The 13,320-nt window shown below is 75.0% G+C and carries 12 protein-coding genes; 8 read left to right on the top strand and 4 right to left on the bottom strand.

Going from position 1 to position 13,320, the window contains the following annotated elements; all coding sequences use genetic code 11:
- Nucleotides 1–40: 40 nt before the first annotated feature.
- Nucleotides 41–1,594, bottom strand: a complete 1,554-nt coding sequence (locus DER29_RS20610; protein ID WP_121398819.1) for an NAD(P)/FAD-dependent oxidoreductase — start codon at nt 1,592–1,594, stop codon at nt 41–43.
- Between the two features lie 229 nt (nt 1,595–1,823).
- Here DER29_RS20610 and DER29_RS20605 point away from each other — a divergent pair, with 229 nt between their 5' ends.
- The gene (locus DER29_RS20605; RefSeq protein ID WP_233599964.1) at nt 1,824–3,077 is read left to right on the top strand and encodes a hypothetical protein; all 1,254 of its coding nucleotides are present in this window, start codon (nt 1,824–1,826) and stop codon (nt 3,075–3,077) included.
- Here the strand turns inward: DER29_RS20605 and DER29_RS20600 are convergent.
- Complete coding sequence (locus DER29_RS20600; RefSeq protein WP_121398818.1) at nt 3,070–4,116, bottom strand: LacI family DNA-binding transcriptional regulator; 1,047 nt, start codon at nt 4,114–4,116, stop codon at nt 3,070–3,072. The two genes, DER29_RS20605 and DER29_RS20600, sit on opposite strands and share 8 nt — an antisense overlap.
- Nucleotides 4,117–4,411: 295 nt before the next feature.
- On the opposite strand from DER29_RS20600, the gene DER29_RS20590 reads away from it, so the two are divergent.
- From DER29_RS20590 to DER29_RS20565, 6 genes are all read left to right on the top strand, one after another.
- The gene (locus DER29_RS20590; RefSeq protein ID WP_121398816.1) at nt 4,412–5,563 is read left to right on the top strand and encodes a Gfo/Idh/MocA family protein; all 1,152 of its coding nucleotides are present in this window, start codon (nt 4,412–4,414) and stop codon (nt 5,561–5,563) included.
- 115 nt (nt 5,564–5,678) lie between these two features.
- Nucleotides 5,679–6,833, top strand: coding sequence for a dihydrodipicolinate synthase family protein (locus DER29_RS20585; RefSeq protein WP_121398815.1), 1,155 nt, complete (start codon nt 5,679–5,681; stop codon nt 6,831–6,833).
- 5 nt (nt 6,834–6,838) lie between these two features.
- The gene (locus DER29_RS20580) at nt 6,839–7,636 is read left to right on the top strand and encodes a sugar phosphate isomerase/epimerase (RefSeq protein WP_121399369.1); all 798 of its coding nucleotides are present in this window, start codon (nt 6,839–6,841) and stop codon (nt 7,634–7,636) included.
- A 54-nt stretch (nt 7,637–7,690) separates the two neighbouring features.
- Complete coding sequence (locus tag DER29_RS20575; protein ID WP_121398814.1) at nt 7,691–8,134, top strand: hypothetical protein; 444 nt, start codon at nt 7,691–7,693, stop codon at nt 8,132–8,134.
- A gap of 127 nt (nt 8,135–8,261) precedes the next feature.
- A complete protein-coding gene (locus tag DER29_RS20570; protein WP_121398813.1) occupies nt 8,262–9,647 on the top strand; it encodes an FAD-binding oxidoreductase in 1,386 nt (461 codons plus the stop codon).
- Nucleotides 9,644–10,783: a (Fe-S)-binding protein gene (locus DER29_RS20565; RefSeq protein WP_199729375.1), complete on the top strand. Its 1,140-nt coding sequence runs from the start codon at nt 9,644–9,646 to the stop codon at nt 10,781–10,783. The genes DER29_RS20570 and DER29_RS20565 overlap by 4 nt, the downstream gene beginning before the upstream one ends.
- Nucleotides 10,784–10,894: 111 nt before the next feature.
- Here the strand turns inward: DER29_RS20565 and DER29_RS20560 are convergent, their stop codons facing one another.
- Entirely contained in the window at nt 10,895–11,344 is a 450-nt protein-coding gene (locus DER29_RS20560) for an STAS domain-containing protein (protein ID WP_121398812.1), read from the bottom strand.
- Nucleotides 11,345–11,595: 251 nt separating this feature from the next.
- On the opposite strand from DER29_RS20560, the gene DER29_RS20555 reads away from it, so the two are divergent.
- Entirely contained in the window at nt 11,596–12,306 is a 711-nt protein-coding gene (locus DER29_RS20555; protein ID WP_121399368.1) for a GAF and ANTAR domain-containing protein, read from the top strand.
- A 7-nt stretch (nt 12,307–12,313) separates the two neighbouring features.
- Here the strand turns inward: DER29_RS20555 and DER29_RS20550 are convergent, their stop codons facing one another.
- On the bottom strand, nt 12,314–13,024 hold the full coding sequence (locus DER29_RS20550; protein WP_121398811.1) for a GAF and ANTAR domain-containing protein: 711 nt from the start codon (nt 13,022–13,024) through the stop codon (nt 12,314–12,316).
- Nucleotides 13,025–13,320 lie beyond the last annotated feature (296 nt).

Genomic DNA, 13,320 nt, shown 5'->3' with positions numbered 1-13,320 from the left:
GCGAAGACCCCGGGCTCGGCCATCGGCACGCGCCGTCTGCTCAGCCGAGGCGTACCTGGGCCGGCCGTTCGGGCCGGGCGGCACCGTCGAGCGTCGTGCCGACCGGGCCGGCGGGCCGGGCCGGTACGACGGGCGCGTCCCGGCCGGTGCCCCGGTGACCGTCCCCGTCGTGGCTCGACTCCTCGTGGTAGTCCTGCTCCACGTTGACCGACCACACGTCGTGCCGGGTGCCGCAGGCGATGTTCTCGGCGGTGAGCATCGCCGTCAGCATCGAGTGGTCCTGGTTGTTGTAGCGGTGCATGCCGTTGCGGCCCACCGGGTGCACGTTGGGCACCTCGCGCGCCAGCCAGTCCCGGATCACGTCGACGTTGTGCTGGTAGCGCTCGTCGTAGACCGGGTACGCCTTCGGCATCCGCACCACGTACCCGGCCTCCACCACCCCCGGCCGGACCAGGCCGAGCCGCTCCAGTTCGGCGGTCGCGGCGGCGATCAGCTCGGCGTCCGGCGTACGCCAGGTCTCGTCGTCCTCGAACACGAAGTACTCCAGGCCGAGGCAGGTGCGGCCGTCCTTGACCAGGTGCGGCGACCAGGAGCCGAAGTTCTGGATCCGGCCCACCTTCACCGCCGGGTCGTGCACGTAGATCCAGTTGTCCGGGAACGAGAACTCCTCCGGCACCACGAGCGCGACGGTGAGGAAGTCCCGGTACCGCAGGTCGGCCGCGGCGGCCAGCACCTCCGGCGGGGCCGCCGGGCGCAGCGCGGCGACCAGCTCGGAGATCGGCATCGAGGAGACGACGTGCTCCGCCGGCTCGGTACGCTGCCCGCCGGCCCCGTTGACGGTCACGGCGACGGCCCGGCGGCGCTCCGGGTCCCGGTGCACGGCGGTCACCCAGGTGCCGGTGTCCACCCGGCCCCCGCGCCGGCGCACCTCCTCGGCGCAGCGTTCCCACATCATGCCCGGGCCGAGCTTCGGGTACTGGAACTCCTCGATCAGGCTGGTCACGTCCTTGCGGTTGCGTTTGGGCAGCACCGCGTTGCGGACCGCCTTGGCCAACGACAGGTTCTTGATCCGCTGCGCGGCCCAGTCGGCCTGCAACCGGTCGGCCGGCATGCCCCAGACCTTCTCGGTGTACGTCTTGAAGAACATCGAGTAGAGGCGCCAGCCGAACCGGGCCGAGACCCAACCCTCGAAGTGCGACTGGTCCTTCGGCGGGCGCAGCCGGGCCCGCGCGTACGAGCCCATGCACAGCACGGCCTCCCGCACGCCGAGGTTGCGCAGGGCGTTCGTCGCGCTCAGCGGGTAGTCGAACAGGGCGCCCCGGTAGTAGATGCGGCTCATCCGGGGCCGTAGCAGGAAGTCCTCGTCGGGCAGGATCTCGTGCCAGAACTCCTCGACCCGGGCCACCTTCGTGAAGAACCGGTGCCCGCCGATGTCGAAGCGCCACCCGTCCCGCTCGACGGTGCGGCTGATGCCGCCCACCACCTCGTCGGCCTCGAACACCCGGACCGGGCTGTCCTGCCGGAGCAACTCGTACGCCGTGGTCAGGCCCGCCGGCCCCGCGCCGATGACCACCGTGCCGCGCTCTTCGCCCATGCCCGTCGCCCCCTGCTTCCGCCTCCCGGAGGCGGCCCGCTTACCCGGCACCGGCCCGAACTCACCCCGGATTGCCGTCCGCTCCCGGGACACCCCGACGGGACGGACCGCCCGGGAGGGCCGCCGACGCGCCCGGCTCCCGGTTCCGCACCCGCGGTCGCGCGGACGTGTCAACGGCCCGGGAACGGGGATGTGGCACCGTTCGGGCGGCCGGATCGGGAGACGCGTGATGGACAGTGGGCGGGCCGTCTCGGACCGGCGGTGGCGTGGCCTGCCCGCCCGGCTGGCCGGGCGCGGGCACGACCTGCGGCGGGCGGCGTCGCGGGCCGCAGGCCGGATACCGACGCCGTGGCTGTTCGTCCTCGCCGTCTTCTTCGGTACGAAGATCGTGCTCAGCGCCCTCGGGGTGCTCGCGCTGAGCGCGTTCGACGACGTGCCCTGGGCCCCGCCGCCGGACGAGACGATGATGCGCGAGCAGCAGCGGGCGGTCTCCGGGCACCGCGCGGTCGCGCTCTGGTTCGCCTGGGACTCCTTCCTCTACGACCGCCTGGCGCAGCTCCCGCTCGACGAGCCGTGGCGCGACTTCGGCTTTCCCCTGCTCTATCCGTTCCTGGCCCGGCCGCTGGCCCCGCTGCTGGGCGGGGACACCGCGCTGGCGTTGCTGCTCGTCGCCAACGTCGCGTTCCTGCTGATGCTCTTCTACGCCCACCGGCTGGGCGAGCGGCTGCTCGGCGACGACGCCTCCGCCCGCCGGTTCGTCCGCTACCTCGTGCTGCTGCCGGCCGGGTTCCTGTTCCAGGCGGCGCTGACGGAGTCGCTGTTCCTCTGCCTCGCGCTCGCCGCCTTCCACCACGCGGAGCGGCGGCGCTGGCTGCTCGTGGGCGTCGTCGGCTTCTTCCTGGCGATGAGCCGCTCGGTCGGGTTCGTCGTGGTGCTCCCGCTGGCCCTGGTGCTGCTGCGGCAGCACGGCTATCGGCTGGGTCCGCGCGCGTGGTGGGCGTACGTCCGCGTCGGCTGGCCGCTGGCGTTGGTGCCCGCCGGCTGGCTGGTCTTCATGGCGTTCTGCCGGTGGCAGAGCGGCGACTGGTTCGCCTACAAGCACGCCCAGGAGAAGGGCTGGGGCATCCGGGTGCAGAACCCGCTGGCGGTGCTGTGGCACGGTCTGACCGACACCCCGCCCCGCGACGCCCTGCGGGTGTGGGTCGCCGTGCTGGTGCTGGCGGTCCTGCTCGCGGGCGCCCGCCGGCTCGGGCTGCCGTATCTCGTGTACGGGCTGATCATGGTCCTGGTGCCGCTGTCGATGGGCCCGCCGGTGTACAAGAGCCTGCTGCGCTATCTGCTAGCCGTCTTCCCGGTCGCCCTCGTGCTGGCCCGCTGGGCCCGGCAGGCGGGCGCCGACGCCTGGCTGACCGCCGCCCTGGCCCTGCTCCAGGGCGCGCTCTTCGTGACCTGGCTCGCCTACTGGACCCACTTCATCATCTGACCTCCCGGGGGCGGACCGGGGTGACCTCGGGGGCCGGCCCGGTGCTGTCCCGGCGCACCACCTCGGCGGGCAGCACCTCGACGCGGGGCGCCGCGGCCCCCGGGTCGAGCGCCAGCGACATCGCGCGGGCCCCCATCTCGACCAGGGGCAGCCGGACGGTGGTCAGCGCCGGGGTGACGTCCCGGGCGATCGGCATGTCGTCGAAGCCGATGACCGACATCTGCCGGGGCACCGCCACCGACCGGGAACGCAGCAGCGCCAGCGCGCCGATCGCCATCGAGTCGTTGAGCGCCACGACGGCGGTCAGTTCGGGGTCGGCGTCGAGCAGCGCGGCGGTGGCGGCGACGCCGCCGTCGCGGTCGAACTCGGCGTGCCGCACCCGGTGCTCGGGCAGGCTCAGCCCGTGCGCGGCGAGGGACTCCCGGAGCCCGGTGAGCCGGTCGGTGGTGGTGGTGAGCACCGCCGGCCCGGCCACCACCCCGATCGCGCGGTGCCCCAGCTCGTACAGTTCCGCGCCGATCAACCGGCCGCCGGCGCGGTTGTCCGGCATCACCGCGTCGCCGGAGTGCTCGTGCCGGCCGATGACCGCGACCCGTCCGCCGGTCGCCTCGTACGCGGCGAGCTTCTCGTTGAGCAGGCGGGTGAAGGTGGCGTCGTGGTAGCCCGAGCCGGCCAGGATGATCGCGGCGACCTGCTGGCCGCGCAGCAGCTCGACGTACTCCAGCTCGCGGTCCGGGTCGCGGTAGCTGTTGCAGATCATCAGCAGCCGGCCCTGGTCGGTGGCGACCCGTTGCAGGCCCCGGGTGATCTCGGCGAAGTAGGGGTCGGAGACGTCGTGCACGATGACGCCCACCGCCACGCGGTGCGAGCGGGCCAGCAGCTGGGCGTGCGCGTTCGGCACGTACTGCAGTTCGGCGACGGCGCGGAGCACGCGCTCGCGGAGTTCCTCGGTGACGGGCTTGCTGCTGCCGTTGATCACCCGGGAGGCCGTCGCGGGCGAGACCCCCGCCCGCCGGGCCACGTCGGACAGGGTCGCCACTGCCGCCCCCTCGGTCGTTTCTCGACGGCCGCGCCCCGGTGCCGGCCATCCGTCACCGTACCGCAGCGAGAGCGCTTCCCCGCTCCGGCGCCCGCCCGCGCGGCCCGGCGGGCGACGACGGTCGCGTGACGGGGCGGACAGCCCCTTGCCTGAGGAGGGAGGCGTTCCCTACGCTGCCCAGGAAAGCGCTTGCCTGGATCCGCCGCCGGGGGCCTCCCGGCGGCGGCGCAGGCGTGGAACAGGTCGCCGCCCGCCGCCGTCCCGGTCGGAGGCGCCCGCGGAGGGAAGGAACACCATGACCCGCAGGTCGATAGGCATCATCGTCAACGGCGTCACCGGCCGGATGGGCTACCGGCAGCACCTGGTGCGCTCCCTGCTCGCCATCCGCGAGCAGGGCGGCGTGCCCCTGGCCGACGGCACGTCGATCTGGCCCGAGCCCGTCCTGGTCGGGCGCAGCGAGACCAAGCTCCGCGAGATCGCCGAGCGGCACGGGCTGACCGACTGGACCACCGACCTCAGCGCCGCGCTGGCCCGCGACGACGTCGAGATCTACTTCGACGCCCAGGTCACCCAGCAGCGGGAGAAGGCGATCCGCCGGGCGCTGGACGCCGGCAAGCACATCTACACCGAGAAGCCGCTGGCCGAGGACACCGAGGGCGCCCTCGACCTGGCCCGGGCGGCGCGCGCCGCCGGCGTGCGTACCGGGGTGGTGCAGGACAAGCTCTTCCTGCCCGGGCTGCGCAAGCTCAAGCGGCTCATCGACGGCGGCTTCTTCGGCCGGATCCTGTCGGTGCGCGGGGAGTTCGGCTACTGGGTGTTCGAGGGCGACTGGCAGCCGGCGCAGCGCCCGTCCTGGAACTACCGCAGCGAGGACGGCGGCGGCATCGTCGTGGACATGTTCCCGCACTGGCAGTACGTGCTGGAGGAGCTCTTCGGCCGGGTGCGTACGGTCTCCTGCCTCACCGCCACGCACGTGCCGCAGCGGGTCGACGAGGCGGGCCGCACGTACCCGGCGACGGCCGACGACGCCGCGTACGGCATCTTCGAGCTCGACGGCGGCGTGGTCGCGCAGCTCAACTCCTCGTGGTGCGTCCGGGTGCACCGCGACGAACTGGTCGAGTTCCAGGTCGACGGCACCGAGGGCAGCGCCGTGGCCGGCCTGCGCAGCTGCCGGGTGCAGCACCGGGCGGTCACCCCGAAGCCGGTGTGGAACCCCGACCTGCCGGTCACCGAGCCCTTCCGGTCACAGTGGACGGAGGTGCCGGACAACGAGGAGTTCGACAACGGCTTCAAGGTGCAGTGGGAGGCGTTCCTGCGGCACGTCGTCGCCAACGAGCCGTTCCCGTGGGACTTCCTGGCCGGCGCGCGCGGCGTGCAGCTCGCCGAGCTGGGCCTGCGGTCGGCGCGCGAGGGCGCCCGCCTGGACATCCCGGAGCTGGAGCTGTGAGCGCGAGGAGTGAGCCGGGTCTGCGAGCCCCGCAGTCGCGAACGGAAGGTGGACCTGTGAGCGCGAGGAGTGAGCCGGGGTTGCGAGCCCCGCAGTCGCGAACGGAGGTGGAGCTGTGAGCGCTGCCGAGGTGGTGCTGCCCGGTGGGCGGCGGTACCGGCTGACCGGGGGCGCCGGCTTCCCGCGCCCCGCCGGGCCGCCGACGAGCCGCATCGCGTACGCCGCCGCGCACGTGGTGGCCGATCCGACGGCCGAGAACGTCCCCGGCGCCGCGGCCGTGCTGGACTGGGACCGCACCCTGGCGTTCCGGCACCACCTGTGGTCGTACGGCTTCGGGGTGGCCGAGGCGATGGACACCGCGCAGCGCGGCATGGGCCTGGACTACCCGGCCACCCGCGAGCTGATCCGGCGCAGCGCCGCCGAGGCCCGCGCGGTCGGCGGGCGGATCGTCGCCGGCGTCGGCACGGACCAGCTCCCGCCCGGCCCGGCGACCCTGGCCGAGGTCACCCGCGCCTACCGCGAGCAGCTCGACGACGTGCGGGCCGCCGGGGCCCGCCCGGTGCTGATGTGCAGCCGCCACCTGGCCGCCGCCGCCCGCAGCCCGGAGGACTACCTGCGGGTGTACGACGAACTGCTGAGCGCCGCCGACGAGCCGGTGGTGCTGCACTGGCTCGGCCCGATGTTCGACCCGGCGCTCGCGGGCTACTGGGGGTCGACGGACCTCGACGAGGCCGCCGACGCCGTCATCGGGCTGATCAAGGCCCACGACACCCGGGTGGACGGGATCAAGGTCTCCCTGCTGGATGCCGACCGGGAGGTGGCGCTGCGCCGCCGGCTGCCGGCCGGGGTGCGCCTCTACACCGGCGACGACTTCCACTACCCGGAGCTGATCCGGGGCGACGCGAGCGGCCACTCCGACGCGCTGCTCGGGGTGTTCGCCGCGATCGCGCCGGCCGCCGCCGCCGCGCTCGCCGCGCTGGACCGGGGGGAGCTTGAGGCGTACGACGCGATCTTCGCGCCGACCGTGCCCCTGGCCCGGCACATCTTCGCGGCCCCCACCTGGCACTACAAGACGGGCATCGTCTTCCTGGCCTGGCTGGCCGGGCACCAGGACCACTTCACGATGGTCGGCGGTGCGCAGACCGGCCGCTCGCCGGCGCACCTGGCCACCCTGCTCACCCTCGCCGACGCCGCCGGGCTGCTGCCCGACGCGGACCTGGCCGCCGCCCGCGCCCGGGCGCTGTTCACCGTCGCGGGGGTGCCCCAGTGAGTGGGCTGGAACGGTTCTCGTTCAACCAGGCCACGTCGCAGCACTGGCCGCTGCCCGAGGTGGTCGCCGGTTGCGTCGCCGCCGGTGTGCCGGGGATCGGGTTGTGGCGGGAGCCGGTCGCCGAACACGGGCTGGCCCGCGCCGCGAAGCTGGTCCGCGACGCCGGCCTTGAGGTGACGTCGCTCTGCCGGGGCGGCTTCTTCACCGCCGACGGCTGGCGGGAGGAGAACCTGCGGGCCATCGAGGAGGCCGCCACCCTCGGCACCTCGGTCCTCGTGCTGGTCTCCGGTGGTCTGCCGGCGGGCAGCCGGGACGTCGACGGCGCCCGCCACCGGGTGGCCGACGCGATCGCCGAGCTGGCCCCGCACGCCGCCGCGGCGGGGGTGAGGCTGGCGATCGAGCCGCTGCACCCGATGTTCTGCGCCGACCGCTGCGTGGTGTCGACCCTCGGCCAGGCGCTCGACATCGCCGAGCGGTTCGACCCGGGCGTGGTCGGGGTCGTCGTCGACGCCTACCACGTGTGGTGGGACGACACGGTGTACGCGCAAATCGCCCGGGCGGGGGCGCGGATCGCCGCGTTCCAGGTGTGCGACTGGGTCACCCCGCTGCCCGAGGGGGTGCTGCTCGGCCGGGCCCTGCCCGGGGACGGCTGCATCGAGCTGCGCCGGCTGCGGGAGGCCGTGGACGAGGCCGGCTACACCGGGCTGGTCGAGGTGGAGGTCTTCTCGGCCGAGGTGTGGGCCCGGCCCGGCCGGGAGGTCCTGGACGCGTCGGTCGCGGGCTACCTGCGCCACGTCGCCTGACGACGGGTCCCGGCCGGTCGGGCGGCCGGCCGGGATCCGGGCGAGGATGAGGGGGTGACCGACCGACGGGTGCACCTCGACGACCTCGGCGCGTGGCTGATCAAGGGCAACGCGGACCGGGTCGACCTGGCCGGCCGCTTCGCCCGCGATCCGCGGGTGACGGGCTGGTGCGTACGCCCCGGCTACCGGGCCCGGCTGATGCGCGCCGGTCAGCCGGTGGTCCTCTGGGCCAGTGGCAGCCGCGGGCGGCTCGCGTACGGCGTCTGGGGTGTGGGGCTGGTGGCCGCCGCCGCGGTGCCGGGTGAGCCGGGCGCGGCCTGGACGGTGCCGTTGGACCTGACGGTCCTCGACGAGGCGCACCGGGTGCCCCGTGCGTGCCTCCGGGGCGACGCGCGGCTGGGCGGCGCGGAGGTGCTGCGGCAGCCGCAGGGGGCCAATCCGTCCTTCCTCACGGTGGCCGAGTTCGCCGCGCTGCGCGAGCACCTGCCGCCGCGCTGACGGCAGGACGGGCCGTCGTCTTCACCCGAGCTGCCCGGCTCTCTATGATCGGTGAAAACTGTCGCCAGACAGCCGGTCATAGGCCGGCAAAAAGCTACAGGCGCGACCGGCGCCGGGAAGGGTGGGCATGGCGCTGTCCGCGACCGTCCTCGCCGAACTGCGCGGCATCGTCGGCCCGTCCCACGTGCACGACGCGGCCGGCGATCTCGTGGCGTACGCCCGGGACGCGACGCCGCTGTTCTCGCACCGGCCCGACGCGGTGGTCTTCCCGGCCGACACCGCCGAGGTCGCCGCGGTGCTGGCACTCGCCACCCGGCACCGGGTGCCCGTGGTGCCCCGCGGCGCCGGCTCCAACCTGTGCGCCGCGACCGTGCCGCTGCGCGGCGGGATCGTGCTGGTGCTGACCCGGCTCAACGCCATCCTGGAGGTCAGCGCGGACGAGCTGCTCGCCCGGACGCAACCGGGCGTGACCAGCGCCGCCCTGGCCGACGCGGCCGCCGCCCGGGGCCTGCTCTGGGCGCCCGACCCCGGCAGCCGGACCGTCGCCACCGTCGGCGGCACCATCGCCACCTGCGCGGGCGGGCTGCGCGGGCTGAAGTACGGCGTGACCCGCAACTACGTGCTGGGCCTGGAGGCGGTGCTGCCCACCGGCGAGGTGATCCGCACCGGCGGGCGGCTGTGGAAGGACGTCGCCGGCTACGACCTGACCCGGCTGCTCACCGGCTCCGAGGGCACCCTCGCCGTGATCACCGAGGCGACCGTGGCGCTGCTGCCCGCCCCGGCGTCGGCGAACACCGGGGTCGCGTACTTCCCGACGCTGGCCGACGCGGGGGAGGCCGTCGCCCGGGTGATCCGGGCCGGCGTGGTGCCGGCGACGCTGGAGTTCCTCGACCGGGCCTGCATCGGGGCCGTGGAGGACTTCGCCCACCTGGGGCTGCGCGCCGACGCCGGTGCCCTGCTGCTCTTCGGCGACGACGGCCCGCCGGACCTGGTCGCCGCCCACCTGGACCGGATCGGCACGGCCTGCGTCGAGGCCGGCGCGGTGGAGGTCACCACGGCCCGCGAGGTCGCCCAGGCCGAGGCGCTGCTGGCCGCCCGGCGCTGTGCGCTGCCGGCGCTGTCCCGCCGGGGCGGGGTGACCATCCTGGAGGACGCGACCGTGCCCCGGCCGCGCATCGCCGAGATGGTCGACCGGATCGACGCCGTCGCGGCCCGGCACGACGTCGCCATCGCCACCTTCGGCCACGCCGGTGACGGCAACCTGCACCCCACCTGCGTGCTCGACTCGGCCGAGGACCACGAGGCGGTACGCCGGGCCGAGGCGGCCTTCGCCGACATCTTCGCCGCCGCCATCGACCTCGGCGGCACGATCACCGGCGAGCACGGGGTGGGGGCGGCGAAACTGCCGTTCCTCGCCGCCCGCCTCGGCGAGGACCAGCTCGCCCTGCTGCGCCGGATCAAGAGTGCCTTCGACCCGGCGGGCGTCCTCAACCCCGGAAAGCTGGGATCGTGACCGGCGACGTGTTCGACCCCGAGCAGCTGTCCCGCTGCATCTCCTGCGGGTTCTGCCTGCCGGCCTGCCCCACGTACGCGATGACCGGCGACGAGGCGTCCTCGCCGCGCGGGCGGATCACGTTGATGCGGGCGTTGCAGGACGGCACCCTGCCCCCCGACGACGGCACCCTCGCCGAGCAGTCCTCGTTCTGCCTGGGCTGCCGGGCCTGCGAACCGGTCTGCCCGGCCGGGGTGGAGTACGGCAGCCTGCTGGAGCAGTGGCGGGTGCACCAGTGGCGGGGCTGGCGGCGACCGCTGGTGGCCCGGGCGCTGATGCTGCTGGTCGAGCAGCGGTGGCTGCTGCGGCTGTCCGGCCTCGTCCGCCGCGCCGCCCGCGGCCGGGCCGTCACCCCACAGGCCGGGCCGACCCGGGCCGCGGCACCCGCTCCGGCGGCCGCCCCCGGGGCCGCCGCCGCCGGCGGGCCGGGCGCGCAGCTCATGCTGGGCTGCGTCGAGCGAGGGCTCTTCCCGGCGGTCAGCCGGGGGGCGCACGCGCTCGCCCCCGAGCTGGCCGTGCCCACCGCTCAGGGCTGCTGCGGCGCGCTGCACGCACACAACGGCGACCTGGCCGGCGGCGAGCGGCTGGCCGAGCGGCTCGGCGCGGACCTGCCGGGCACCATCGTCACCACCTCCGGCGGCTGCGCCGCGCACCTCGCCGCCGTGCTCGGCCGGGACCGGGTGCGCGAGCTGTCCACCTGGCTCGCCGACCGGCCCGCCGGGGCCGAGCTGCGGGTGGGCGGGCGGCGCGCCCGGGTCGCCCTCCAGGACTCCTGCCATCTGCGCAACGGCCTCGGCGTCTTCGCCGAGCCCCGGACGCTGCTGCGCCAGGTCGCCGACTACGTCGAGCTGCCGTCGGCGGCCGCCTGCTGCGGCGCCGCCGGCACGTACTCGCTGCTGCGGCCGAAGGAGTCGCGGCGGATCCTGGACGCGAAGCTCGACGAGATCGAGGCCGCGGGGGTGGACCTGGTGGTGGCGGTCAACCCGGGCTGCCTGCGGCAGTTGCGCACGGGCCTGCGTCGGCGTCGGTCGCCCGTGCGGGCCGTGCACCTCGCCGAGCTGCTCACCCGCGTCGAGCCGCCGCCGCGACCGGCCTGAGCGGATCCCCCGGGTCGCCGGTCACGGGACCGCCGTGGCGGCGGTGACGCGGATCGCCACGGCGGCGTCGCGCCGCCGGCCCCGCGCGAGCGCGCGGGCAGTCCCGGCCGATCAGTCCGACACGAGGTACGCCGACGGCGACCGCCGGGGCGTGGGCCGCGCGGCGGTGCGCGACCCGCCGTCGGGAGGGAGTTCCCGAGCGGCCCCGCTCAGGTCCAGCAGGCGGCGTACGCAGGGGGCGGGGTCGGGCAACGCGAGGTGGCCACCGGCGAGGCCCACCGCCTGCCGCACCCGCAGCAGCGCGGTGATGCCGTGGGCGCTGAAGAAGGTGACCCCGGACAGGTCGAGCCGGACCTCGCCCGCGTGCCCACCGCAGAACAGCTCCACGAACTCGACCAGCAGGTGGGCGCTGCTCATGTCGAGCTCACCACGGACCTCGACGACCCGGGTCGTGCGCTGCACGGTCACGGAGAGGGAGACGACGGGCGGGGCCGCGCGGCGGACACGACCCGTTCCGGTCGCGTGCACCGTCGCATCGGGTGACGGTCGTGCGGTCGACATGACGCCTCCCGGCAATGGACGACGGGGTGGCGGGCCGGCGGTCCACCGCGCTGGCGGTGGGGCACCGTGCCCTGGGGGCGCATGTCTTGACCCGGGTCAGACGCTACCCGCGCTCCGGGGCCCGCACACATCCGGGCACGCGGGGGGCCGGCGCTTCTGCGCGCGGGACCGGCCGGCCGGTAGGTTGGGGCCGTGCACAGCCGATCCCGGCACGGGCGGTCGGCGCTCCGACCGTGAAGGGGGCCCACCCGATGGAGCAGAGCCCGCTGGACCCCCGGGAGGCGCTCGCCGAGCTCGGCCGGATCCGGCTCGGGGAAGCCAGCCTGGAAGCGGTCATGTCGCAGATCGCGGCGCTGGCCCGGCGGGGCGTCCCCGGCGCCGAGGACGTCTCCGTGACGCTGCTGCGGGGCGAGGCCCCGCAGAGTCTCGCGTACACCAGCGCGATGGCGCGGGAACTCGACGAGTGGCAGTACGCGCACGGCGGGGGCCCTTGCCTCGACGCGTCGGTCAGCGGGGGCGTGCTGAGCCTGCCGGACATGGCCACCGAGAACCGGTGGCCGGCATGGGCCGCCGAGGCCCGCGACCGGGGGGTGCACAGTTCGCTCTCCATGGGACTGCCGATCCAGGAGGCCGTGGTCGGCACGCTCAACGTCTACGGCACCCGGCCGCACGCCTTCGACCCGGAGGGGATCGAGCTGGCGAAGACCTTCGCGGCGTACGCGGCCGTCGCCTTGGCCAACGCCCACCTCTACGAGAGCACCACCACCCTGGCCCGGCAGATGCGCACCGCGATGGAGAGCCGCGCGGTCATCGAGCAGGCCAAGGGGATCATCATGGGCGAGCGGCGGTGCACGCCCGAGGAGGCGTTCGCGCTGCTGTCCAAGGTCTCCCAAGACAGCAACCGCAAGGTCCGGGACGTGGCCGCGGCACTCGTCGACCGGGCCATCGGCCGGCAACCGTGACGCCGCCCTAGCGGTGCCGTCCCGCGGCGGCGCTGCGAACCAGGGCCTCCGCGACGTCGCGTAGCTTCCGGTTGGAGTTCTGCGAGATCTTCGCGAGGATGCTGAACGCCTCCTCCGCCGTGCACCGTCGCTGACCCATGATGATCCCCTTGGCCTGCTCGATGACGGCGCGGCTCTCCATGGCCACCCGCATCTGCTGCGCCAGCGTCGCCGTGCTCTCGTAGAGGTGGGCGTTGGCCAGGGCGATCGCGGCGTAGCCGGCGAACGTCTGGGCCGCCGCCGTGACGTCGTCGAACGCGCCGGGTTCGGCGCCGTAGACGTTCAGCGCTCCCACCACGGCCTCCTGGATCGGCAGGCCGATGGACATCGAGCTGCCGGCGCCCGCCGCGTGCGCGGCCCGGGCCCACTCCGGCCAGCGGCTCTCGCTGGCCATGTCGTGCACGACCATGGTCGTGCCGGTGGTGGCGGCGTCCAGGCAGGGTCCCCGGCCCTGCTCGTACTGCCACTCGTCGAGACGCAGCGCCAGCTCGCCGGTGAACGCGGCGGTGTGCGCCTCGGTGCCGTGCACCAGTGTCACCGACACCTCCCGGGTGCCCGGGATGCTCTCCTTGGCGACCGCGGCGATCCGGGCCAGGACGGTGTCCAGATCGGACTCGTCGTGACGGATCGCCCCGAGCCGGATGACGGCGTCGGTGAGATCCAGCGGTGGCTGCGGCATGGCGTCACTCGTCCTCGGCGAACGGCGCGGTGGTACTCCGGCGGAGCCGGACAGCGCGTGGTGGCGGTCCGAGGGCACGGACCGCTGTACCGGATCCACGTTCGGATCCGGGACCGGCGCCGCTGCTTGACGCGCGTTCGCGACGCCCCTGTCGGCGTCCGCTACAGGCCCACCAGTTTACGGCGCGGCGCCCGCCCGCGACCGGCGGCCCGCGCCTGACACGGCCCCGGCCGGCGTGCACCGCCCGGGACCGCGCCTGACGCCGCCCCGGCCGGAAGCCACACCGCCCGGGGCGG

Source organism: Micromonospora sp. M71_S20, from assembly GCF_003664255.1.
Classification (GTDB): Bacteria; Actinomycetota; Actinomycetes; order Mycobacteriales; family Micromonosporaceae; genus Micromonospora.
The sequence above is the reverse complement of the archived record's forward strand: the minus strand, read 5'-3'. Positions and strand labels throughout refer to the sequence as shown.

Coding starts and splice junctions, on each gene's coding strand:
- DER29_RS20610 (WP_121398819.1), bottom strand. CDS start 1,594: ATGGGCGAAGAGCGCGGCACGGTGGTCATCGGCGCGGGGCCGGCGGGC.
- DER29_RS20605 (WP_233599964.1), top strand. CDS start 1,824: ATGGACAGTGGGCGGGCCGTCTCGGACCGGCGGTGGCGTGGCCTGCCC.
- DER29_RS20590 (WP_121398816.1), top strand. CDS start 4,412: ATGACCCGCAGGTCGATAGGCATCATCGTCAACGGCGTCACCGGCCGG.
- DER29_RS20570 (WP_121398813.1), top strand. CDS start 8,262: ATGGCGCTGTCCGCGACCGTCCTCGCCGAACTGCGCGGCATCGTCGGC.
- DER29_RS20560 (WP_121398812.1), bottom strand. CDS start 11,344: ATGTCGACCGCACGACCGTCACCCGATGCGACGGTGCACGCGACCGGA.
- DER29_RS20555 (WP_121399368.1), top strand. CDS start 11,596: ATGGAGCAGAGCCCGCTGGACCCCCGGGAGGCGCTCGCCGAGCTCGGC.
- DER29_RS20550 (WP_121398811.1), bottom strand. CDS start 13,024: ATGCCGCAGCCACCGCTGGATCTCACCGACGCCGTCATCCGGCTCGGG.